Annotated in this window: 17 protein-coding genes and 1 riboswitch; of the genes, 10 read left to right on the forward strand and 7 right to left on the reverse strand. The window is 67.4% G+C overall.

From position 1 onward, the window contains the following. Positions 1-21: 21 nt before the first annotated feature. Positions 22-205, reverse strand: a riboswitch (cobalamin riboswitch). 124 nt (positions 206-329) lie between these two features. The 4 genes from GP2_RS11870 (at position 330) to GP2_RS11885 (ending at position 3,410) form a co-directional block, all read left to right on the forward strand. Continuing rightward, positions 330-1,283 (forward strand): L-lactate dehydrogenase, encoded by a 954-nt coding sequence (locus tag GP2_RS11870; RefSeq protein ID WP_006900753.1) that lies wholly within the window; start codon positions 330-332, stop codon positions 1,281-1,283. A gap of 190 nt (positions 1,284-1,473) precedes the next feature. Further along, complete coding sequence (locus GP2_RS11875; RefSeq protein WP_006900754.1) at positions 1,474-1,746, forward strand: excalibur calcium-binding domain-containing protein; 273 nt, start codon at positions 1,474-1,476, stop codon at positions 1,744-1,746. Between the two features lie 304 nt (positions 1,747-2,050). Beyond that, on the forward strand, positions 2,051-2,881 hold the full coding sequence (locus GP2_RS11880; protein WP_006900755.1) for a DUF2786 domain-containing protein: 831 nt from the start codon (positions 2,051-2,053) through the stop codon (positions 2,879-2,881). Between the two features lie 10 nt (positions 2,882-2,891). Continuing rightward, on the forward strand, positions 2,892-3,410 hold the full coding sequence (locus GP2_RS11885) for a TIGR04338 family metallohydrolase (RefSeq protein ID WP_040526898.1): 519 nt from the start codon (positions 2,892-2,894) through the stop codon (positions 3,408-3,410). 166 nt (positions 3,411-3,576) lie between these two features. On the opposite strand, the gene GP2_RS11890 is transcribed toward GP2_RS11885, so the two are convergent. The 3 genes from GP2_RS11890 to GP2_RS11900 form a co-directional block, all read right to left on the reverse strand. Continuing rightward, entirely contained in the window at positions 3,577-5,199 is a 1,623-nt protein-coding gene (locus GP2_RS11890) for a purine-cytosine permease family protein (RefSeq protein ID WP_006900757.1), read from the reverse strand. A gap of 117 nt (positions 5,200-5,316) precedes the next feature. Further along, positions 5,317-7,329, reverse strand: coding sequence for a hydantoinase B/oxoprolinase family protein (locus tag GP2_RS11895; protein ID WP_006900758.1), 2,013 nt, complete (start codon positions 7,327-7,329; stop codon positions 5,317-5,319). 33 nt (positions 7,330-7,362) lie between these two features. After that, a complete protein-coding gene (locus GP2_RS11900) occupies positions 7,363-9,414 on the reverse strand; it encodes a hydantoinase/oxoprolinase family protein (protein WP_006900759.1) in 2,052 nt (683 codons plus the stop codon). Positions 9,415-9,732: 318 nt separating this feature from the next. On the opposite strand from GP2_RS11900, the gene GP2_RS11905 reads away from it, so the two are divergent. Further along, positions 9,733-11,262: a helix-turn-helix domain-containing protein gene (locus GP2_RS11905; protein WP_006900760.1), complete on the forward strand. Its 1,530-nt coding sequence runs from the start codon at positions 9,733-9,735 to the stop codon at positions 11,260-11,262. Here the strand turns inward: GP2_RS11905 and GP2_RS11910 are convergent. From GP2_RS11910 to GP2_RS11925, 4 genes are all read right to left on the reverse strand, one after another. Beyond that, positions 11,203-12,321, reverse strand: a complete 1,119-nt coding sequence (locus tag GP2_RS11910; RefSeq protein WP_040526900.1) for a transporter substrate-binding protein — start codon at positions 12,319-12,321, stop codon at positions 11,203-11,205. The genes GP2_RS11905 and GP2_RS11910 overlap by 60 nt on opposite strands. Before the next feature lie 150 nt (positions 12,322-12,471). Further along, positions 12,472-13,740, reverse strand: a complete 1,269-nt coding sequence (locus GP2_RS11915) for an oxygenase MpaB family protein (RefSeq protein WP_006900762.1) — start codon at positions 13,738-13,740, stop codon at positions 12,472-12,474. A gap of 160 nt (positions 13,741-13,900) precedes the next feature. Beyond that, positions 13,901-15,949, reverse strand: a complete 2,049-nt coding sequence (locus GP2_RS11920; protein ID WP_006900763.1) for a CocE/NonD family hydrolase — start codon at positions 15,947-15,949, stop codon at positions 13,901-13,903. Positions 15,950-16,164: 215 nt separating this feature from the next. Further along, entirely contained in the window at positions 16,165-17,352 is a 1,188-nt protein-coding gene (locus GP2_RS11925) for a glycoside hydrolase family 76 protein (protein ID WP_040526904.1), read from the reverse strand. A 281-nt stretch (positions 17,353-17,633) separates the two neighbouring features. Here GP2_RS11925 and rplJ point away from each other — a divergent pair, with 281 nt between their 5' ends. From rplJ to GP2_RS11950, 5 genes are all read left to right on the forward strand, one after another. Then, a complete protein-coding gene (rplJ, locus tag GP2_RS11930; RefSeq protein ID WP_006900765.1) occupies positions 17,634-18,158 on the forward strand; it encodes a 50S ribosomal protein L10 in 525 nt (174 codons plus the stop codon). Between the two features lie 84 nt (positions 18,159-18,242). Continuing rightward, positions 18,243-18,635 (forward strand): 50S ribosomal protein L7/L12, encoded by a 393-nt coding sequence (gene rplL / locus GP2_RS11935; RefSeq protein WP_006900766.1) that lies wholly within the window; start codon positions 18,243-18,245, stop codon positions 18,633-18,635. 239 nt (positions 18,636-18,874) lie between these two features. Next, entirely contained in the window at positions 18,875-19,831 is a 957-nt protein-coding gene (locus GP2_RS11940; protein ID WP_006900767.1) for a hypothetical protein, read from the forward strand. 353 nt (positions 19,832-20,184) lie between these two features. Then, positions 20,185-21,402 carry an ABC transporter ATP-binding protein gene (locus GP2_RS11945; RefSeq protein ID WP_006900768.1) on the forward strand — a complete coding sequence of 406 codons (1,218 nt, stop codon included), beginning with the start codon at positions 20,185-20,187 and terminating at the stop codon, positions 21,400-21,402. Beyond that, the gene (locus GP2_RS11950; RefSeq protein ID WP_040526872.1) at positions 21,399-22,205 is read left to right on the forward strand and encodes an MlaE family ABC transporter permease; all 807 of its coding nucleotides are present in this window, start codon (positions 21,399-21,401) and stop codon (positions 22,203-22,205) included. The genes GP2_RS11945 and GP2_RS11950 overlap by 4 nt, the downstream gene beginning before the upstream one ends. The last annotated feature ends 12 nt before the right edge of the window (positions 22,206-22,217 follow it).

The raw sequence follows: 22,217 nt of genomic DNA on the forward strand, positions 1-22,217 counted from the left end.
GCGTCTGTGCGCGAGACGCCGGTGGACTCGTGGAGAGCGGCAGGTATTCGGACTCGGGATCGACCGGGCCCGACGCCTTCCCGGGTTGCCCCAGTGGCCTTGGTGTCGGGCTCGTCCCCCATACCGCTGCGCGCCAGTCCTGGATTCCCACCAGGTTCCCTTGCCTCCGCGTGGTGCGGGTGCGACCGCTCTCGAGGGTGAGGGTACCAACCCCGGCGCCGGGCGGCGTCGCCGGCGAGGCGGTCGTCGGGCGCGGGACGACGACGACACCTATCCTTGTGTCCACGAGGCGATGTGACCCGAAGCGAACCGAGGCGGACGGTGACCCGATGAATGGACGACCGACGAAGCTGGCGATCATCGGCGCGGGTGCGGTGGGCACCGCGATCGCGTACTCCGCGCTGATCCGTGGCGTCGCGCGCAGCATCGCGCTCATGGACGTCAACGCGGCGAAGGTCGCCGCGGAGGTCCTCGATCTCTCGCACGGTCTGGAGTTCGTGCCCCGCGCCGATGTCGTCGGCTCCGACGACATGTCGGTGTGCGCAGGTGCCGACGTCGTCGTGATGACCGCCGGCGCCAAACAGAAACCGGGACAGTCGCGGCTCGAATTGGCCGAGGCCACAATCGGCCTGACGCGATCGATCCTGCCCCGGGTCCTGGAGGTTGCGCCAGACGCGATCTATCTCATGGTCACCAACCCCGTCGACGTCGTCACGCGCGCGGCGTTGGAGGTCAGCGGGCTGCCGCCGAATCGGGTGTTCGGTTCGGGAACGGTGCTCGACTCGTCGCGGCTGCGGTTCCTGATCGCCGACCACTGCGGGGTCGCCGTGCAGAGCGTGCACGCCTACATCGTCGGCGAGCACGGCGACACCGAGATCGCGCTGTGGTCGTCGGCGACGATCGGCGGGGTCCCGCTGACGCAGTGGACTCCGCTGCCCGGTCGACCGCCGATGGATTTCGCTGCGCGCGAGGCCATTCGAGACGAGGTGGTGCACGCCGCGTACAAGATCATCGAGGGCAAGGGCGCCACCAACTACGCCATCGGACTCGCGGCCACGCGCATCGTCGAGGCGGTCCTCGGCGACGAACACCGGGTCATGCCCGTCTCGACGGTCGCCGACGGGTTCCCCGGCCTCGAGGACGTGTGCCTGTCGCTGCCGACCGTGATCGATCGCGGCGGTGCGCGTAACAGGCTCGAGGTGCCGCTGTCGGACGAGGAGCGAGAGGGGCTGCTCGCGTCGGCGGAGACGCTGCGCCGGATGCAGGCGAGGTTCGGGTTGTAGGGATGGCGACAGGATCGCGGGTTGGTGCGCTCGCGCGGGTTGGACATCGCGATCGTGGGCTCGACCCTCGACTTCGGGTGGGCTCGGGTGCCTGTCACTCGACCGGACCAATCCTCGCTTCCGATGCTGGTCCGCCCGCCGCGTGCCGGTAGGTTTTACCTGATCGCATCGGTGTGGAAGAGGGTCGACGATGAGCGTTGTGCGGAAGACGGTGCTGGGTTTTATGGCGGCGGGAGCGCTGATGATCGCGCCGCTGACGGTGGCCGCCCCGGCGCAGGCCGCGACCGACTACCCGAACTGCACCGCTCTCCGTGAGGACTACCCGCACGGTGTCGGCAGGCCGGGTGCGGTCGACTCGACCTCGGGCACCCCGGTCACGAACTTCACCGTCGACGCCGACCTCTACAACGCCAACTCGGAGAGCGACCGCGACGGCGACGGCATCGCCTGCGAGCAGCACTGACCCCGGCGTCGAAACGACGTCGCCCACGACATCGGTCCGGATCGGCGACAGCGATCGAAATCGCCGGGGCTGATCGAAGTCGCGGGCGACTTCGTCTCTGTCCGCCGTCTCTGTCCGATCGCCGACGATCGTCGCGAACCAGCGGCACCGGCAGCAACGGCCGGTCGGCGACGACGCCATCGCCCGCTGGGCACTGCCCGGGGACGCTCCGGGCTCGGTCACCCCTCCGGGCGCCTCGACCTGAGGTTTTCGACCATCTGCGCGGCCGAGGGAACCGATTCGGCGCGCAGATAGTCTGAACTTCATGCGCGACGACAAGCTGCTCTCCCGGATCTCGGCTCTGCTCCGCAAGGCGGAGAACACCGACAACGAGCACGAGGCCGAGGCCTTCATGCAGGCCGCGCAGCGCCTGGCGACCGCGTCCGCGATCGATCTGGCGGTGGCCCGCGCACACGACCCCGACGCCCGCAAGAAGGTCACGCCGATCACCCGTCAGATCAAGATCGGGGAGCCGGGCAAGCGCGGTCTGCGCACCTACGTGCAGCTGTTCGTCGCCATCGCGGCGGCCAACGACGTGACCGTCGACGTCGCGTCGAACTCGACCTTCGTCCTCGCCTACGGGTACGAGGCCGACATCGACGCGTGCGAGGCGCTGTACACGTCGCTCATCGTGCAGATGGTCGCCGCCAGCGATGCCTACCTGCGATCCGGCGCCTACAAGGGGGAGACGTTCGCGCGGGTCGTCACCAAGGGCACCGGCTGGCGCGCACGCCGCGTCATCGAGGAGAAACCGCTGTCGCCGATCACCGCACGGCTGAACTTCCAGTCCGCGTTCGCCGAACGTATCGGCAAGCGCCTCGCCGAGGCCCGCGACGCCGCCCGCGAAGAGGCGCTCGACGCCGAGCGGGAGTCGGGAGCGCCGGAACGATCGACGGCAGTGGCGCTGCGCAACAAGGAACTCGAGGTCCGCGACTTTTATCGGACCGAGTCGACGGCCCGCGGCACCTGGCGCCCGTCGAGTGCGTCGGCCGGGTATTCCGAGGCCGCGCGGCGCGCAGGCGACCGGGCGGGGCGACGTGCCAAGATCGGCGCCGACCATGAATTCGGTGCTCCGCGACGGGCTCTCGAGGCGTGAGGGCATGGCCGTGAGTCCCCGCGACACCGGCCGCGCCGCGTTCTACGACGCCGAGCGGCTGGTCCACCGGCTGTTCGACAACGCACCGTCATCGAGGACGGTGCAGCTCGCCGGTGCCGAGATCACGCTGCCCGCGGAAGCGCGCTTCGCGTCCATCGACGCCGTGCAGGACTACGTCCGGCGAGTGCTGGACCTGCCCGGCGTTCGCGAACGATTCCCGCGCGCCGCCGAACCGGTGTCGGTGCGGAAACGGCGTGGCCGACGACAGGCCCACTACGCGCGCAGGGTCCCGGTGTCCGGTGGGGGACCGGTGGAGGCCGAGATCGCGATTCCGTCGGACTCCGAGGGCCGGTGGGCATTGCGGGAACTCGTCGTGTTGCACGAGGTCGCGCATCACCTAGACGACACGGAGGGGCCAAGCCACGGTCGGGGTTTCGTGTTGACGCTGATCGAGCTCGTCGGGCTGGTGCTGGGCCCCGAGGCCGCGTTCGTGTACCGGGTCGTGTTGGCCGATTCGGGGATCGGCTGACGCTCGATACTGGCTGACGGTCGACATTGGCTGACGGTCGATACTGACTGACGGTCGACATTGGCTGACGGTCGATACTGACTGACGGTCGACATTGGCTGACGGTTCACGCGGACAGGCCGTCCCCGAGGACCCGGGACGGCCTGCTCACCGCTAGTGCCGGAGATCAGCTGGTGCGGTATGCAGCCGCCTCGCGATCGGCCGCCCGCTGGAAAGCGAGGTCATCGGAAGCGCAGGCGAGGCAGATCGGCGCGTGACCGGCCGCCGGGTCGCGATCCATTTCGTAGGCGATGTAGGCGTCGCCGCAGCGATGGCAGCGGACGCGCGCCTCCCACATGTCGTCGACCTCGTCGCGCGGGTCGTACGGCCGCTTCATGACGAACCAACCGTCGCGGTAGAACGCGAGGGCAACCGAATAGACGACGCCGGCGACGACGAAGGCGACCGGGGGTGCCCACAGCGCACCGGAGCCTTCGTCGACGAGGATGAGCAAGATGCCGATGGCCGATGCGATCCCCCATGCGCCCACGCCCGCTGGGTTGACTGCCGGAACCCGACCCGGTCGGAACTCGAGCGAGTCCGGGGCCAATTTGCGCAGTCGCATCCAGACGATGTGGGCGAGAGCGATCGCTACCCATCCGACGATGAGCACACCCTGGTACTGCAGCGAGGTGGTAATCCAGGACAGCACGTTGGTGAGCATCATCAGGTAGGCGATGACCGCCACCACAGCGACCCAGAAGGTGCGCGGCATCGAAAACTTCAGCGTCCGGGCGAAGAAGTTCTGGAAGTTCGTCGAGGCGAGGTAGAAGTTGCCGCTGTTGACGCGGGTCTGGCTCACCAGCACCCACAGCAGGCCCCAGATGCCCATCATCCCGATCACGCCGAGAATGGCGGACTCCTCCGACAGTGGGCCGGCGATGGTGATGGTCTGAGCCAGGAACATGCCGACCGCCGCGTTGACGAGCAGGGTGACCACGTAGAACGGGGTGCCGAACGAGACGCGCGCATTGAAGGCCGCGTCTTGCGGCCGTCCGAACCGGGCGTAGTCCCAGGCCATCATGGTGACCACCCAGACGCCCATATAGATGACGAACGAGAACCACCAACCCGGGACGCCGATGTCGGCGGCGGTCTCCGGTTTGTAGGTCAGCCACTCGTTGCTGTAACCGTACTCGGCGATTGCCCACACGACCGATCCCACGAGTCCCAGCACGTACAGCGGCAGGAGCACGCCGTTGAGACGGTCGAGCCAGGTCGTCACACCGCGCCAGGCCAGCGGCGCCTGGTAGGCCACCACGACGAACGCCCAGAACGCCATCGGCAGTCCGCCGAAGTAGGCGTGCAGCGCGGATGCCACGATCGCACCCTCGGCGACCACGTAGTAGGCGATCGTGATGCCGAACAAAGCTGCGGCGAAGGCGGAGCCGGCGCGCCCGAACACCACGCGGGAGAACAGTGAGACGCTCGTGCCGGTCTGGTTGGCGAACTTCGCCGCCACCGAGTTGATGGCCCCGTAGGCCAGCACCGACAGGCCGATACCGATGAGGGCATCGGCCGCGCCCACCGACAGCGACACTGTGGCGCCGACGACCACGAAGAACATCGCGCTCATCAAACCGAACCAGGCCATCGACACCGACGACCGGGAGGTCCGCCACGACCGGGGCACGATGTGCAGCGAATAGTCCTCGGCCGCGGCGCGCGCGAGGACATGCGGGTCATCGGTGTGGGTCACCTCGAGGGCGGGCACGCCACCCGACTTCGAGGAGGAGATGTCAAGAGTCATGGAGATCGTTCCTTTTCGCAGACGTGAGGGATACAGGGGCGGCGGGTGGGGGCGTCGTTGCCCACCACCCGCCGCTGGGTGTCGAGGAGGAGAGGTCGTACCGGCCGGGTCGGCGGCTCAGACTGTCGCAGTCTCGGAGACGCGTAGGGTGCCCGGGACATAGTCGACGTTCGGGTCGTCGGTCCAGTGCACGATGGTGCGTCGCTGCAACATCTCTCGGAATTGGCCCGTCGTCTTGGCCAGGACCTCGCCGCTGCCCCAGTCGAGGATCACCCCGAACTGACGTACGCAGTCCATCTCGTTGATCAGGCCGGCTCGGTACTCGTCAGAGACCTCGTGCGGGTCGCGTTCCATCCAGGACCGGCGGTGGGTGCGGATGTACTCACGCGCGGCGAGGGTCGCCTCGAGATCGACCTCGTACTCGAGGATCTCGGGATCGATCGCCTTGATGACGACGCCGTAGTCCTTCTCGGCGCGCTCGATGGTGACGTAGCCGTCGATGACGTCCTCGAGTACGGCGTCGATGTCTCGCTGCAACGGGTCACCGAGTCCGCCGCCGCCGGCCGAGGGGCGGGTGAAGACGTCGCCGGACCTGATCGGTTCGGCGGCGAAGATCGAGCCGAGATACCGCTCGTTCTCGGTCCCCTTGTTCAGCCACACCCCGTGCGGGATGGACGGCAGGCCGCCCCACAGGCCCCAGGTCACCGACCGTTCCCGGTCGCAGCAGTAGGACATCACGGTGTTGTCGCTCGCCCAGAGCTTTCCACCCTTTTCGGCGCCTAGGCCGCCGCGGTACTTGCCCGGACCACCCGAGTCGGGGACGAGGTCGTGGCAACTGGTCAGCACAGGCGCCAGGCGTTCCTGACCCTCGAAAGGCTGTGTGCCGTACTGGACTCCGAACACCGCGGCCGAGGCGTTGTAGCCGTCGGCGCCGTTTCGGGCGCCCCAGCCGCCCATCATCCAGTCGTACCACATGAAGTTGGGGTTGCCCTCGCCACGCTGATCGCGGCCGCCGACGAGCAGGTACTCAAGGTTGAACGTGCACGCCATCGCGCGCTCGGGCTGGATATCGGACCAGATCTCAAAGACAGAGCTCATGATCTTCTCGAACGGACCTGAGCAGAAGCCTGCGCACGGTGAGGGCCAGTCGGCGTTGACGATCGAACCGAGCGGCCCTAGATCGGCGGTGACGACCCGGTAGAAGCCGGAATTCAGCGGGATGTCCGGGAACTGCATCTTGGTGCCGGCGACGATGCCGGCGAACGAACCGCCGAACCCGGCGTTGAGCATCGACGAGATCGAGGCGTGGGACTCGCTCAGATCATAGTGGACGGTGTCTCCGGAGATCGTCATGCGCGTCTTGATCGGGATGAGTCCTTCGCCGAGCGCCGGGTCCTGATCGATGTAGTCCTCGGTGTACCACACACCGTCGGGCAGGGCGGCGATCTTGGCCCGGGTGAGGTCCTCGACGTAGTCCTGGACCTCGGCCATCGCCGTCTTGACCGTATCGACGCCGTACTTGTCGCACAGACGCTGGATTTCGCGCTCAGCGACGCGAGTGGCCTCCGCCTGCGCCTGCATGTCGCCGATGACGTCGCGCGGGCTGCGGGTGTTCTTCGCAATGAGGTGGGCGACGTCCTCGAGGAACTGGTCCCTGCTCCACAGGCGGGTGGGCGGGATACGCAGCCCCTCGCCCATGTGGTCGAGCGCCTTGACGTTGAACGAACCGGGCGTCGCGCCGCCCACGTCGGCCCAGTGGCCGTTGGCCTGCGCGTAGCCTAGCAATTCACCGTGGTAGTAGATCGGGCGGATGATGCGGGTGTCGTTGAAGTGGCTGCCGCCTTCGTAGACGTCGTTGATGACGAAGACGTCGCCGGGATGGATGTCACCCTCGAACTGCCGGATGACGGCCTTGGCGGTGTAGTGCAGCGTGCCCACGTGGGCGGCGATGTCGCCGGTGCCCTGCATCACCGTGTTGCCCTCGGTGTCGCAGATCGCCGAGGAGAAGTCGCGCGAATAGATGACGAACGAGTAGCAGGTCCGCAGGATCTGCTCGGCCATCTGATCGACAGTGTTGATGAAGGCGTTCTTGAGCACCTCGAAGGTGACCGGGTCCAGAGTGGTTGCCATGACGTGGTTTTCCTTGTCTGTCGGAGAGGGTGTTCATTCAGCCGCAGTGAGCAGGAGGTTGCCCCACTCGTCCACCCGGGCCGTGGTGGCCGGCGGTACGACGGTCGTCGAATCGAGCTGGTCGACGATGCACGGGCCGTTCAGCACCGCACCGGGGGGCAGCGTTGCCCGGTCGTAGACGGGGGTGGCGAGCCGAGCCTGCTCGTCGGGGAAGAGCACCTGCCGCACCTCGAGCGGGTGCGGCTCGAAGTCCGCGGGATCGATCAGCTCGGCCGGGGTGGCATCCATTCGCGGCGTCAGGCCGATGGCGCGCAGGGAGATCCGGTAGATCTCGACCCCGGAGTCCTCTGAGGAGAAGTTGTGCTCCTTGAGGTGGGCGGCGTGGAAGGACGCGACCACCTCGTCGAGATCGCTCAGCGGCATGGAGACCGGGACCGAGATGGCGCGCCACTGGCCTTTGTAGCGCATGTCGAGGTAGTACTCGAAGAGCATGTCGTCGGGATCGACGTGCTCGGCGGTCAGCCGAGCGCGCCCCTCCTCCCGGAGTTCGGCGAACGTCGCAGTGAGGTGATCGAGGTCGGCGTTGTCGGTGTCGGCCAGATACATCCGTGTGATGTCGTGCTGGATGTCGACGAGCATGCAGCCCATCGCCGAGGTGACGCCGGGATGCGGGGGGATGATGACCGTCGGGATTCCGAGGTCCTTCGCGAGATAGGCGGCGTGCAGCGGGCCTGCGCCGCCGAAGCCGACCAGAGCGAAGTCGCGGGGGTCGTGTCCCTTGCGGATGGAGATCAGCCGGATCGCGTCGGCCATGTTGGCGTTGGCGACCTTGATGATCGACTGCGCGGCGGTCTCGACATCGAGTCCCAGCGGTTCGGCGATCTTGGCCACCGCCGCCCGCGCCAGTGACTCGTCGAGCTCCTTGACACCGCCGGCCAGTTTCTTGCCGACAGTGCCCAAGATCAGGTTGGCGTCTGTGTTGGTCGCGAGCTCGCCGGCACCGCCGTAGCATGCCGGACCCGGATCGGAACCGGCCGACTGCGGGCCGTTTCGCAGCGATCCTGCGTCGTCGAGCCAGGCGATCGATCCGCCGCCGGCGCCGATGGTCAGCACCTCGATGCTCGGGAAGCAAATGGGGTGGCCGAACGAGACACTCCACATGTTGGTCGTAGCCAGCACCCCGTTGTCGGTGAGCGACACGTCGGTGGAGGTGCCGCCCATGTCGAAGCCGATGGAGTTCTCGAAGCCGCAGGTGCGCGCGATGTGCCGGCTGGCGATCGCCCCGGCGGCAATGCCGGAGGCCGCGAGTCGGGCACCGTACCGCTCGGCCATCGCCGGGGTCATCACGCCGCCGCCGGAGTGCAGCAGCAGCACGTCGTTGTCGTAACCGGCCTCGGCGAGCCGGCCCTCGAGAGTGCGTGCGTAGGGGCCGATGATCGGGATGAGCGCGGCATTGGTGACCGTGGTGGAGAACCGCTCGTACTCGAAGATCTCTGGCAGGACGTCGCTCGACGTGGTGATCGAGACGCCGGGCAGTTCCTCGGCAAGGATCTCGGCCATCCGGTTCTCGTGTACCGGGTTGGTGAAGGAGTTGACGAAACAAACTGCGACGGTTTCGATCTCGCGGCGACGCAGGACGCGGGCGACCTCGCGGGCGCCGTCCTCGTCAAGCGGTTCGAGGACTGAGCCGTCGTAGCCGATGCGTTCGCGCACAGTCAGGCGGTGACGCCTCGGGACCACCGGCGGGGCGACCTCCTGGTAGGGATCCCATGACTCGCGGTCGCCGCGCCGGATCTCGATGACGTCGCGGAAGCCATCGGTGGTTACCAATGCCACCTTGGGGAACCGGCGGGTGATCAGCGCGTTGGTGGCGATGGTGGTGCCGTGCGAGAAGAACTCGACGTCCTCCCAGCCCACCCCGGTCTGCTCCATGCCGGCGAGCACGCCGTCGATCGGGTTGTTCTGGGTGGGGTACTTCGCGGTGCGGATGGTCCCGTCGGGTTGCTGGACGAAGACGTCGGTGAACGTGCCGCCGATGTCGACGGCGGTCCGGAACTTTCCGCTCGGGCTGATGGCTTCGGTCATATGGACACCTCGTTGGTAGGCGGTGCGGGGACGCCACTACGAAACGCCCTGCGGCGGAAGCAGACAATTGGCTCAGTTGCCAGGCCGGTGCGGTCCGGCCTTGGACCCCGGCACGCCCCGGTGGCCACCGGGGCGGCGCGACCAGGGCAAACGCGGAACTGGGGGCCGGTAACGGGATTGTGTCCGAAATGGATACGAAACGTTTTGTCACACAACGGAAACCTCGTTGCGGCGATCGGTCGAGTGGGCGATCTGTCGAGTGGAGGGATCTGCCGGGTGCGTCGATAATCGAGGGGCCACGACACACGGGAGGTCCGGATGCCGACGGTGGGTGAGGTCGCCGACCGGCTCGGTCTGCTGCCGTTGACGCCCGGCCCCGCCGAGCGCACCCGCCGCCAGGAGGTCACCGGGGTCGCCGAGTGTGCGTCGGCCGCGCCGGAGGTGAAGGCCGGCAACCTGGTCTGTATGCGCGAGACGGGCTGGCGGGCGGCGGGCGCACCAGGTGCGTTCGTCGCCGCGATCCGCAGGCGTGGAGTGTGCGCCGTGGTGGTCGACACTGATGATCGTTGTCTGACAGCGGAGTTCGTCTCGGCATGTGTGCAGCAGGGCGTGCCGATCTACATGCTGCCCAAGGGGTGCCGGTTCGACGACATCCGGGCACTGTTCGACGAGGCCCAGCCGCAGGCTGTTGAGGAGTCCGACCCGGACCCGGTTACCGTGATCGCCGACCTGCTCGACTCGTTGCGCCGCAGGTCCTCGATCTTCGGGGCGGTGGTCCTCGACGGAGCGGTCCTCGTGGCGCCGTCACAGGAGCCCGATCTGGGACTGTTGGCCAAGACGGTCGCCCTTCCGGCGGCGGCCATGCATGCGATTTCGGGAATCGCTGCGGCGCTGAACATCACCCTGCCCCGGTCGAAGGCCGCGCTGGCGCTGTCGAATCCGGAGCGGCGGCCGCTGGAGCCGGCCCGGGTGCGCAAACTGGTCCACGACCTCGACGCCGCGACGTACGTCCTGAAGGCCCAGCGGCTGATGCGTAGGCCGCTAGAGGCGGTGCTGGTGCGCGAGCTGCTCGAGGCCCGGCTGCCGGCCTCCGCGATGGAGCCGTGGGTCGAGTCGTTCGGATACGTGTCCGGCGACCGCGTGCACTCGGTTGCGGTAATCGTCGACGAGCAGGCGGCCATCACACCGTCCCGGGTCGTCGAGGCCCTACACGACCTGGGTGCCGCCGCCGGGTTGTCGACGATCGCGGCCGCGTACGGGTCGTCGGCCTATGCCCTGGTCAAAACGGGAACCGAGAAGGAACCGCAGGCGCCGTCGCGCGGTGACTTCGGCCGGCAGATGAAGGTCTTCGAGGAACTCTTCGTCGCGCGTCATCCCGGTCTGGCGGTAGGCGGCAGTTCCTACCTCATCCGCGGTAGCGACGATCTCATGAGAGGCCTGATCAACGCCCGTCAGATGGCCGAGCGGCGGTCCCGGTCCCGCGATGCTGGGTCGGTCGGAGTGGTCCTGCCGGTCCCCTTCGCGGCCACCCTTCTCGCCGGCGATCCCGAACGCGCCCGGGCGCTTCACCGGTCGCTGCTCGGACCCGTTGCCGCATACGACCGGGAGAAGGACACGAACTACGTGTCCACGCTGCAGACTTTCTTCGCCCTCGACTGCAGCTCGGGCGCGACCGCCAACGAGCTCGGCATCCACATCAACACGCTGCGCTATCGGCTGTCGCGGATCGAGAAACTGACCGGCCGGGGCCTGCAGACGATGGCCGACCGGACCGACTACTACCTCGCGCTATGTCTCGGCGAGGCGGCCCGAGGCCGGGTCGACCGCGGCGGGGAAGTCGCTCCCTGACCACCAGGGATCAGGCAGCCGCGCGTCGAACTCCCGGATGACGGAGTATCGGCCGTGCTCGGCACGGCCGATGTAGGCCGGATGCGCGCTGTAGTGGTTGGCGCGGAAGAAGAACGGCGCCCCCTCGGGGCTGTCGTCGAAGCGGATCCCGATCAGCGCGCGCGACAGGTCGTCGTGGTCGAGCGATCCCGCCGTCTCCGCCGCGAGCGCGAGGGCGTGCACCGCGTTGAACGCGCCGACCTGGACCGCGTGACTCCAGACCTGTCCGCGGACCTCGAGCAGCTGCCGCCGGTAGTCGGCGTTCACGCCCGAGGACAGGCCGGAAAAGTAGGTCGCGACCATGTAGTGTCCGTCGCTCACCTCGGTGGGCATGTGGGCGAGATCGAGTTCGGTGGTGACCGTCGCGGCGATGGGCGTGGTCTCGGCGGTGAATCCCGCGAGATGGTACTGGGTGTAGAACGCGGTGGTCGAGTCGGTACTTACCAGGTTGGAAATGACGACCGAGGGCTGCTTGGCCGCGATGTCATCGATGATCGCCTCGAACCGGGTCTCGCCGATCGGACTGTATCGATCGCCCACCACCTCGATCCCGAGCCGCCCGGCGAGCCGGCGGATCGCCTCGGACAGCACCCGCGGATAGATGTAGTCCGATCCGACCACGTACACACGCCGGCCTAGCGTGTCGGCGATCCACGCGAGGTAGTCGGCGACGTACTGATTCGGGGCCGCACCGCAGTAGAAGATGCGGGGATCGGTCTCCTCACCCTCGAAGTAGGTGGGGTACATGAGCAGGGTCGAGTTGGAGTGGATCGCCGGTATCAGGGCCAACCGGGCGGCCGAAGTGTACCCGCCGACGATGGCGTCGACGTTCTCGACCCGGCACAGGTGGTCCACGCCGCGCGCAGTCGAGGAGACCTCGGACTGGTCGTCGTAGATCGCGACCTCGATAGCGCAGCCCAGAACGCCTCCGCGGGCATTGATCTGATGCACGGCCAGCATTGCGCCGTCGAGGATCGACTGCTCCATCTCGGCCTGGACACCCGACAGTGAGTAGAGCATCCCGAGTTTCACGTCGGTTCCCCATTGACACGGTCGGTCTGCATGGGTGCCACTATGCCAGCTACGGCCTCGGCCTGCTGTGGTGCGTTTCGCCACGGTGCCGGACGTGCCGCCGCCGGACCAGATCGGTGCCGGAGGCTGCGTTCGCGGTCAGTGCCCGGTGATCTCCTTCGCCGAATGCCCGATCGTCACGTCGTCGCCCGACATGATCCGCATGAACTCGCGCTGTTCGGCCATCCCGCGGATCGCGGCGCGCTCGCGCCCGCCGGGCCGCAACGCGGCGACCGATCGGACGAGGTTGATCGGCAACCGCATCAGCGGATACCACGGGAACACGAACGGCAGCCCGAGGGTGTGCATCGCCGACGGCCCGAGGAAGCCGCTGGTGATCGAAAGGTGTTGCGACCGCGCGATCTTGCGACGCAGTTTCGGGAAGCGCCGGTAGTTCCACTGGTCCGGGTCGTCGCCCATCGGGACCGAGAGTTGCCGCGTCGTCTCGTCGGGCGTGGAGAGCACGTACGACGTGTGGTACAGCACGCGGATCGCGTCGCGGAAGTCGCGTGGCAGGAACTCGTCGTCGACCCCGAGAAGCCAGCCCGTGTACCTGGTGAGGTGCGCGACGGCGTCGTATTCGCTGGGGCGGTAGACGATTCCCATCATGATCGCGCCCACACTCGGCGACACCAGGGCGCCCACGAGCGTGGCGGCCATGTCGGTCTGATTGATCGGCAGACCCCATTCGGCGGGGTCCCAGTCGTCCATTCGGGCGACGTGGCGTCGGACGATGGCGTGGATGAGCCGCACGCGCAGCGTCGACTTGTAGCCGACTCCCTGTGGGCGCAAACCATTTTCGGTGATGACGTCGGTGGCCCACTGGGTCGTCTCGGCGAACCGTCGGTTGGACCCCTTCTCCAGTGCGCCGGTCCGCAGCAGCGTCTGGTTGAAACCGGAGAACTGATAGCCACCGAGCAGTGCGACGTCGCGTGCGATGTACAGGCCGTCGGCGCCGCCGCTGCGCATCACGCGGGCGCCCTCCTCGATGATCTCGCGGTTGACCCAGCCCGGGACCTTCTCGTAGATCTCGAAGAACTCCCGCAGGGGAGCGGGCGCGTCGGGGACCGAGTCGATGCCGCCCTCGAGGGCGCGCTCGAACAGCGGGCGGGCCGCGCTCATGCCGACCGAGTGCATCCAGTCGACCAGGCGGTCGGCGTCCGGATCGCCGACGTTCAGCAGCTCGCCGAGATGGGTGAACAGTTCCCGGGTGGGCTTGCGCAGGCCGAGCAGCGGGCCCACCACACGCAGCCCGATGGGGATCGAGCACAGGCGGTCCGGATGGCGGGCCGGGATTTTCGGGGCGGGGGCGTCCTGCGCGGACGGATTCGCCGGGCGCGCCGACGCGGCGAGTGGTGAGGTCGTCATCGGACGGACTCCGATCGGTGCGTTCTGGTATGCCGGGGCAGTTTGGTTACGGCTGTTACCAGAAACGTAGGCCCGCCGGAGGGGTCGTGTCAATGAGACGATCAAACCGCAGTGTCCCAATGGGCAGGTCGGGGCACCGCCTGACGCCGCCCAGGTGCGCTCAGACGCCGACCTGCTCCAGTGCGAAACTCAGGCCGTCACCGGCGAGCAGTGTGAGATAGCTCGGGTGCTCGGGGTCGAGGACCAGGCGCTGGTGACGGCCGCGGGCCTTGATCAGGTCGGGCACCACGGTCAGGTACCGGGGAGTGCTCGCCGCGTAGATGTCCACCCGCAGCCGGTGGCCCGGCTGCAGCACCGCATCGGTCGGGACCAGGTCCACGTCGATGCGGATCGGCTCGTCCGCGGGCACCGGCAGCTTGCGCTTGCGCGACAGATAGTGGTGCGCCGAGAGCAGGCTGCCGTCGGAGGCATACACCGACTTGCTGCGGTCGAGTGCCCGGTTCGACGCCGACAACGCGCCGTTGGTCAGCACCGTCGAGGTGCCGTCGGGTGCGACGTCGTTGACCGTCACCGCCCAGATCGCCTCGTGCGCGGTGGTCGCCACGTTGAGGCGCAGGTTCATCGCGCCGCTGATCGGTGTCGCCGCGGTCACCGGGGGAGTGGTGAACGACAGACCGCCGCGCTCCTGGAACCGCGCGTCCCTGAACCAGTCGGGACCGAGGACCATCGTCGCGCCGGCGGTCACCTGGGTCATGTCCCGGGACCGCAGGCCGCGACCGTCCGGGCGGATGTGCAGCGACGAGACCTCTCGTGCCGGGCGCGGTCCCAGCGAGCCGTCGTGGACGGCGTGGTCGGCGGTCGACGAGGACTCCGGGCTCAGGTACAGCCGCGTCGGCTCGACCCCGGGGCGGGGGAAGCTCTGACCCGAGGTCCAGACCCCGCCCTGCTGCAGCATGGTCACCGGGCCGTAGTACTCGATCCCGTTGCGGTGCCCCTTGAGCCAGCGGTCGAACCAGGCGCGCTCGAGGACGTCGAGACGCGGCGGCGCCGCCGGGCCGCCGAACCCCGAGCCGACGTCGAGGTGATAACCGTCGCCGACGATCATCTGCTTGCGGCCGGGCTCCATCTGCAGGCGCTCGTAGACGCCGGTCGCGCTGCGGCCGAACAGGTCGTGCCATGCGCCGACGGTGAAGGTCGGGGCCTCGATCCGGGACACGACCGGGTCGCGCACGTCGAAGTACGGGTCGTCGAAGATGCGCGGATCGCGTGCGGTGAGAAAACCCCAGAGCAGGGAAGGGATTTCGGTGGCCGGCGACTTGATCCGGTCGATCGCCCAGCGCAGTGCGTCGCCGCGCAGGATGTCACGCAGGACGTGGGAGGGGTTCGGCACCCATTTGAGCGCGTTCACCGCGCTCAGCCACACCGGGATGAACGCCGAGGGCATGCCGCCGGTGATGTAGATGTCGCGGACGATGTCGTCGCACCCCTCGACCGCGAAGACCGCCTTCAGCTGCGGCGGGCGCTTGTCGGCGGCCTGCAGCGAGTTGATCGCCGAATACGACCAGCCCGCCAGGCCCACCGTGCCGTCGCACCACTCCTGCTCGCTGACCCAGTCGATGATCTCGACCGAGTCCTGCTGCTCGCGCAGGCCCAGGATCTCCCACCGGCCGTGGCTCGAACCGGTGCCGCGGACGTCGACGACGACCTGGACGTAACCGCTGCGCACCAGGTTCCGGTTGATCCCGAAGACGTCGAAGACCCCGCCGGAGAGCGTCTTGGTGAGGTTGGTCAGGCCCTCGAGCGCCGTGCCCGACGCGTCGACCGACCGCGACGCCGTGTGCAGCGCCTTGCCGAGGACGGGCGCATGCAGGGCCTGGTCGATGAAGTCGATCGCGGCCCGGTTGTAGGGATTGATGTTGATGATCGCCGGATACGGAGTGAGGACCGTCTGGCCGAACCGGTTGGCCGGGCGCACGACGGTGGCCTTGAGGATGACCCCGTCGCTCATCCGGATCGACACGTCCCGATCGACGACCACGCGGGGATACAGCTGCTTGCCGTCGACCTGCTCGCGCCAGCGGATGCCGTCGGCGCCGCCCGTGGGGTCGCCGAGGGGGAGCGTGCCGAAGTGCGGTGAGGCGAACGGGCGCCGCGAGGGGGCGGTGAGCGGGCGCGAGCGCCGCTCCGCCGGATCCAGCTGGTACGTCATGGTGCATACCCCTGCCTGGGGTGTGATGCCGCACCGCGGAAGGGTTGGTCGTGATGGCCGGGTGGACACCGACACCCCGTCGTGTCGGTCGTGAGTTGCCGTGGGCCACAGCGCGAAGCACTCCGATGTGGTCCACGTCACCCATCGTCGATGAAGAATAACTCAGCCGGCATATCGGATGGCTAACCGGGCGGCGTCGGTTCGGGTGCGAAGGTCTAGGGAAGGTCACGTTCCGGTAGCGCCAGATCGACGGCGGCGGCGGCCTCCAGCACCATCCACGCCGACAGTTGGACCGACAGGTCCCGCTCCGGGATCTCCGACGGGTTCACCGCGCCCGCCACGAACCGGGCCGTTTCGCCCTTCTTGTCGGGGACGACGGCCTTGGCGCGCCAGTCGCTGGAGAACAGCGTCGACCGTGGGGTCTCGGTGCGGTTCGACCACGCGGCATCGGCGCTGGTCATGACGATACGTGCGGCCCGGGACCGTAGATCGCCCGCGCCGTCGACGTCGGGGAGGTCGGTTGCGATCAGGGCGAGATACCGGGCGAGGATCCCGTGGAACAGGCCGCCGTCGCCACCACCCCCGCCTTTGATGACCCTGTCGACGCAGGAGTGTTTCTCGACGGCGCCCAACAGTCGGGCGAGGCGGTCGAGGTGGCGTTGGTCCCGGGTCGCTCGGAACGCCTCGAGTTCGGCGCCCAGCACGACGCCCTGGCAATAGGTGTAGGTGCCGGTCTCCGGCGTCAGTGAACCGTCGGGCTGCCGACGGAGTCCGTCGATGACGAGATGCGTCTTCGGGTCGATGAGCTGGGCGTCCATCCAGTCGCACATCGCGACGGCGCGCTCGACGTGGTCGGTGCGGGCCAACAGGATCGCGGCCGGGCCGTTGGCCGGCGCGTTGAAGAAGCGGTCCATCGTGCGCCAGGGGATTCCGCCGCCCTCCTCGGGCACCCAGGCGTCGAGCATGCGGCGGGTGAGGACCCGCAGTCCGCGTCGGTGATCGAGCTGGAGGTGACGGTCGGCCCGTTCGATGGCCAGCCCGAGCCATGCCATGTCGTCGTAGTAGTTGTTCGTCCAGCGACCCAGATTGCGTACCCGGATGCCCCGTAGCAGGCGATTGGCGTCGTCGGCGACCTCGGGGTCGAACGAGCGATCGCCGTATGCGGTCCCGCCCGGCCGGTGGATCGCCGCGTCGACGAGCAGGTCGACGAGGTGCGCGTGCCACCAGTAATGCCAGGATCCGAACTGCGCCCGGAGAAGTCCGATCGGCCACGCCACCGCGGCGGCGCGTGTCGCCGGCAACCAGAAGGCGCGTTGCAGGTGGCGCGCGGTGATCGCGTCCATGGCGACCTGCGCGCGCTCGTTGGGGTCGTGCACGTCCGGCGATTTGGAATGTTCCCCCACGACCACGTAGCCTAGTCCTCGATGTGATGCACAACCGTGTGTCGTATCGGTTCAACCAGAGACCGTCGGTCGTCGGGACCTCCCGAACGAAGGCGCGACAGCAGTCGCCGGCCCACGCAGGATGAACGAGGATTTGAGAGTCCCACGCCTCGCGGCGTGCGCATCTTGATGCCCCGTGCCTGTGTGCCGGGGCGTTTGTCGTATGAGCCTCCGATCGCCTCCTCGGCCCGTCGCTCGGTTGAACCCGACCAACTCATAGTGACGAGGAGAGGAGGCGAAGTATGGCCAAGCCCGAAAAGGTCACCGCTGTTGCGGAGATCGCGGAGCAGTTCAAGGGCTCCACGGCGGCAGTCATCACGGAATACCGTGGTCTGACCGTTCCGCAGATCTCGCAGCTGCGACGTTCCCTCGGTGAGGGTGCAACCTACTCCGTCGCCAAGAACACCCTGGTGAAGCGTGCCGCTGCTGAGGCGGGCGTGGAAGGGCTCGACGAGCTGTTCACCGGTCCCACCGCCATCGCCTTCATCGAGGGTGAGCCGGTTGTGGCCGCAAAGGCGATCAAGAACTTCGCCAAGGACAACAAGGCTCTGGTCATCAAGGGCGGGTACATGGACGGCAAGCCGCTGTCCGTGTCCGAGATCGAGCAGATCGCCGACCTTGAGACCCGTGAGGTCTTGCTGGCCAAGCTCGCCGGTGCCATGAAGGGCAACTTGGCAAAGGCCGCCGGCCTGTTCAACCAGCCGGCATCGCAGGTCGCGCGTCTCGCTGCGGCCCTGCAGGACAAGAAGAACGAAGCCGGCGAGTAATTCGCCGCACCCACAGCTATCCCCGAACCGTACGGGGATGTGAAACCAACCCCCGTACGGGGACTGACAGGAAGGACGCCGATCATGGCGAAGCTCACCGCTGACGAGCTCATCGAGCAGTTCAAGGAACTGACCCTGCTGGAGCTCAGCGAGTTCGTGAAGAAGTTCGAAGAGGTCTTCGAGGTCACCGCGGCCGCTCCGGTCGCCGTTGCCGCTGCCGGTGCTCCGGCTGCCGCCGGTGGCGCCGACGCCGCTGCCGAGCAGGACGAGTTCGACGTCGTGCTCGAGTCGGCCGGCGACAAGAAGATCCAGGTCATCAAGGTCGTCCGCGAGGTCGTCTCGGGCCTGGGCCTGAAGGAGGCCAAGGACCTCGTCGAGTCGGCTCCGAAGCCGATCCTGGAGAAGGTCAGCAAGGAAGACGCCGAGGCTGCCAAGGCCAAGCTCGAAGAGGCCGGCGCCAAGATCACCCTCAAGTAAGACTCTCTCTTACTTCCCACGGGCCCGGGGCAGCGTTCGCTGTCCCGGGTTCGGTGGTATCCGGGGCTGACTCACCTGGGCAGTGACGATGTCGCCCGCGACATCGTTCCGGTACGGCGACTTCGATCGGTGTCGCAGTGTCAGAGCGGTGTCGCGGGCGACATCGATCTGGCCGGCTTCGGTCCCTGTGTCGCGGAATAGATGTGAAACCCATAGACGAGTTTCTGCGTCCAAGTTCCGTGATCGAATTCCCGATAGACAGATTTCCGGCCGACAGACACGGCCTGATCCGCCGGGAGGCGACCCTTCGTGTCGGCATCGCGGACGACGTCGTCAACGCTGCGGTGAGGCGAGGACGTCTGCTGCGGCTCGCGCCCGGCGTGTGGGTTCCTGCCTTTCCGGGGCTGGAGGATGCCGACGGTGTCGACCGTCTGTATCGATACCGGTCCATCGCGGTGGCGACCTCGGCCCGAGATCGGGGAGTCTCCACACTCAGTCATTTCTCGGCGGCCGCTCTGCTCGGACTGGACACTCTTCACCCCGATCGTGAACGGGTGCACCTCACCAAGTCCACCGCCCGCGGCGGCTTCGTACGCGGGCTACGACACGTCCACAACGGGCCGCTTACGCCGGCCGAGACCGTTGAAATCGACGGTGTCGTCGTGACACGCCTCGAGCGGACCGCCGTCGACATTGCCATGGCGGGCAGCTTCGAGCAGGCGATCGTCGTGCTCGATGCGGCGCTTCGGCTCGGCGCCGATCCCGCTGTCATGACGGCTATGGTCGACGCGCGTGCGGGGACTCCCAACATCGGCGTGGCTCGCCGTGCGCTGTCACTGGCCGACGCCCGTTCGGAGAGCGTCGGAGAGTCCTGGAGTCGGGCCCAGATGATCGAGGCGGGGATTCCGCTGCCTCGTCTGCAGCACACCTTCGAGACGTCCTACGGAGACATACGCAGCGACTTCGACTGGGACGGCCTTGTCATCGGCGAGTTCGACGGGATGCACAAGTACGACAAGCTCATCAGGGACGGGGAGACGGTGCGCGACGTCCTGATCCGCGAGAAGCGGCGTGAGGGAGCGCTCGCAGAGCAGGGGATCGTGGTGATCCGCTGGACCTGGTCCACGCTCGAGCGCCGAGAACTGGCGCAGATTCTCCGTCCGTCCCTCGCGCGGATCGGACTCGTCGCAGCGTGATGCGTGCGGTTGGTTTCTCCGGTTCGAGGTCGCCTGCGACATTGCTCACCGTGGGCGATCTCGATCGAGTCCGCACGGCCGAAATGAGGTCTGCGAGAGTGACCTGGGACTTTGCGTCGGCGGTCACATGGACGGTTCCGGCCCGACTTTCCTCACTAGAAATCATCCGCTATCGTTCTGGGACGCAGCGATGGTTACCGAACGGTAGCTTCGCGCCCGCCAAACGCTGAGTCAACCGGTCACGTTGTGGTTGGTCACGGTTCCGATACAGTGACCCCAACCACAAATGCCACCGGTTGGTGTGCGGACACACCGTGGCCGCATTCGGGGGCAGCGATCGTCTGGAGGAAGTTGTGGGTGTAGAGGTCAGTGTCGAGGGGCTCACGAAGTCGTTCGGCTCGCAGAACATCTGGCGTGATGTGACGTTGACCCTGCCGGAGGGCGAGGTCTCGGCACTGCTGGGTCCGTCGGGTACCGGCAAGTCGGTGTTCCTGAAGACCTTGATCGGTCTGCTGCACCCGGAGCAGGGTTCGGTGATCATCGACGGCACCGACATCACCAAGTGCTCGGCCAAGGAGCTCTACGAGATCCGCAAGCTGTTCGGCGTCCTCTTCCAGGACGGCGCGCTGTTCGGCTCGATGAGCCTCTACGACAACATCGCGTTCCCGCTTCGTGAGCACACGAAGAAGAAGGAACACGAGATCCGCGACATCGTGATGGAGAAGATCGACCTGGTCGGTCTGACCGGTGCGGAGGACAAGCTCCCCGGTGAGATCTCCGGCGGTATGCGCAAGCGTGCCGGCCTCGCGCGCGCCCTCGTGCTCGATCCCCAGATCATCCTGTGCGACGAGCCGGACTCCGGTCTGGATCCCGTTCGTACCGCGTACATCTCGCAGCTGTTGATCGACATCAACGCGCAGATCGACGCGACGATCCTGATCGTGACCCACAACATCAACATCGCCCGCACCATCCCGGACAACATCGGCATGTTGTTCCGCAAGGAGCTGGTGATGTTCGGTCCTCGCGAGCAGCTGCTGACCTCGGAGCAGCCGGTGGTCAAGCAGTTCCTGGCCGGCGACCGCTTCGGTCCGATCGGCATGTCGGAGGAGAAGGACGAGGCGGTCCAGAAGCAGGAAGAGGCGATGCAGGCCGCGGGCATCTCCGGTGGCGGCACCAAGGAGGACTTCACCGAGATCATCCCGCAGGTGCAGCCGAATCCGGGCATGCCCGAGCGCAAGGCGGTCAAGCGTCACCGCGAGCGCGTGATGGCGATGCTGCACACCCTGCCGCCGCAGGCCCAGGAGGCGATCCTGCGCAGCATGGAAGAGGAAGACCGCATCCGCGCCGAGAGCGACGCCCACGCCAGCAACATGGCGGGCGGGAACGCAGCAGCCGGTGGCGAGTGGACCGCGGCCCCGGCCGGCAACGTGGCGGTCGCGGACGCCAAGACCGACGTCATCGACTACGGGGGCAGCGACGCACCCACCGAGCAGTGGCAGACAGACCCGCTGACCAAGCGCGGTCAGCATGCGGCTGACGGCAACGAAGGGCGGACGACCCAGGAATGACCAGCGCCACCATGCGTGGCGTCGACCGAATCGCGCAGGCCGGGACGGGTGCTCTCGCCCAGACCGGCAACATCGTTCAGCTCTTCGTCGACGTTGCACGCCAGACCTTCGTGCGCCCGTTCCAGTGGCGGGAGTTCATCCAGCAGGCCTGGTTCATCGCCAGCGTGACGATCCTGCCCACCGCGCTCATCGCGATCCCGTTCGGCGCGATCGTCTCGTTGCAGACCGGTTCGCTGATCAAGCAGCTCGGCGCCGAGTCGTACACCGGCGCGGCGAGCGTGCTGGTGGTGATCCAGCAGGGCTCGCCTCTGGTGACGTCCCTGCTCATCGCGGGCGCGGCCGGGTCGGCCGTGGCCGCCGACCTCGGTTCGCGCACGATCCGCGAGGAGATCGACGCGATGGAGGTGCTGGGCATCAACCCGATCCAGCGCCTGGTCGTTCCGCGCGTGCTGGCGATGGTTCTGGTCGCGATGCTGCTCAACGGTCTGGTCGCCGTCATCGGCATCGGCGGTGGTTACTTCTTCAACGTCGTGGTGCAGGGCGGTACCCCGGGTGCCTACCTGGCGTCCTTCGGTGCGCTCGCGCAGCTGCCCGACCTCTACGTGTCGACCCTCAAGGCGGCCGTCTTCGGTGTGCTCGCCGGTGTGGTCGCGTCTTACAAGGGCCTCAACCCGAAGGGCGGCCCGAAGGGCGTCGGTGACGCGGTCAACCAGAGCGTCGTCATCACGTTCCTGCTGCTCTTCCTCGCAAACCTGATCATCACTGCGGTCTACCTGCAGGTCGTCCCGCCGAAGGGAAGCTAGACGTGACCGATG

The organism is Gordonia paraffinivorans NBRC 108238, assembly GCF_000344155.1.
Taxonomy (GTDB): domain Bacteria; phylum Actinomycetota; class Actinomycetes; order Mycobacteriales; family Mycobacteriaceae; genus Gordonia; species Gordonia paraffinivorans.

Bases quoted from the DNA above. Each gene is read 5' to 3' on its own strand.
- GP2_RS11870 (WP_006900753.1), top strand. From the start codon at position 330: ATGAATGGACGACCGACGAAGCTGGCGATCATCGGCGCGGGTGCGGTG.
- GP2_RS11875 (WP_006900754.1), top strand. From the start codon at position 1,474: ATGAGCGTTGTGCGGAAGACGGTGCTGGGTTTTATGGCGGCGGGAGCG.
- GP2_RS11880 (WP_006900755.1), top strand. From the start codon at position 2,051: ATGCGCGACGACAAGCTGCTCTCCCGGATCTCGGCTCTGCTCCGCAAG.
- GP2_RS11890 (WP_006900757.1), bottom strand. From the start codon at position 5,199: ATGACTCTTGACATCTCCTCCTCGAAGTCGGGTGGCGTGCCCGCCCTC.
- GP2_RS11895 (WP_006900758.1), bottom strand. From the start codon at position 7,329: ATGGCAACCACTCTGGACCCGGTCACCTTCGAGGTGCTCAAGAACGCC.
- GP2_RS11900 (WP_006900759.1), bottom strand. From the start codon at position 9,414: ATGACCGAAGCCATCAGCCCGAGCGGAAAGTTCCGGACCGCCGTCGAC.
- GP2_RS11905 (WP_006900760.1), top strand. From the start codon at position 9,733: ATGCCGACGGTGGGTGAGGTCGCCGACCGGCTCGGTCTGCTGCCGTTG.
- GP2_RS11910 (WP_040526900.1), bottom strand. From the start codon at position 12,321: ATGCTCTACTCACTGTCGGGTGTCCAGGCCGAGATGGAGCAGTCGATC.
- GP2_RS11915 (WP_006900762.1), bottom strand. From the start codon at position 13,740: ATGACGACCTCACCACTCGCCGCGTCGGCGCGCCCGGCGAATCCGTCC.
- GP2_RS11920 (WP_006900763.1), bottom strand. From the start codon at position 15,949: ATGACGTACCAGCTGGATCCGGCGGAGCGGCGCTCGCGCCCGCTCACC.
- rplJ (WP_006900765.1), top strand. From the start codon at position 17,634: ATGGCCAAGCCCGAAAAGGTCACCGCTGTTGCGGAGATCGCGGAGCAG.
- rplL (WP_006900766.1), top strand. From the start codon at position 18,243: ATGGCGAAGCTCACCGCTGACGAGCTCATCGAGCAGTTCAAGGAACTG.
- GP2_RS11950 (WP_040526872.1), top strand. From the start codon at position 21,399: ATGACCAGCGCCACCATGCGTGGCGTCGACCGAATCGCGCAGGCCGGG.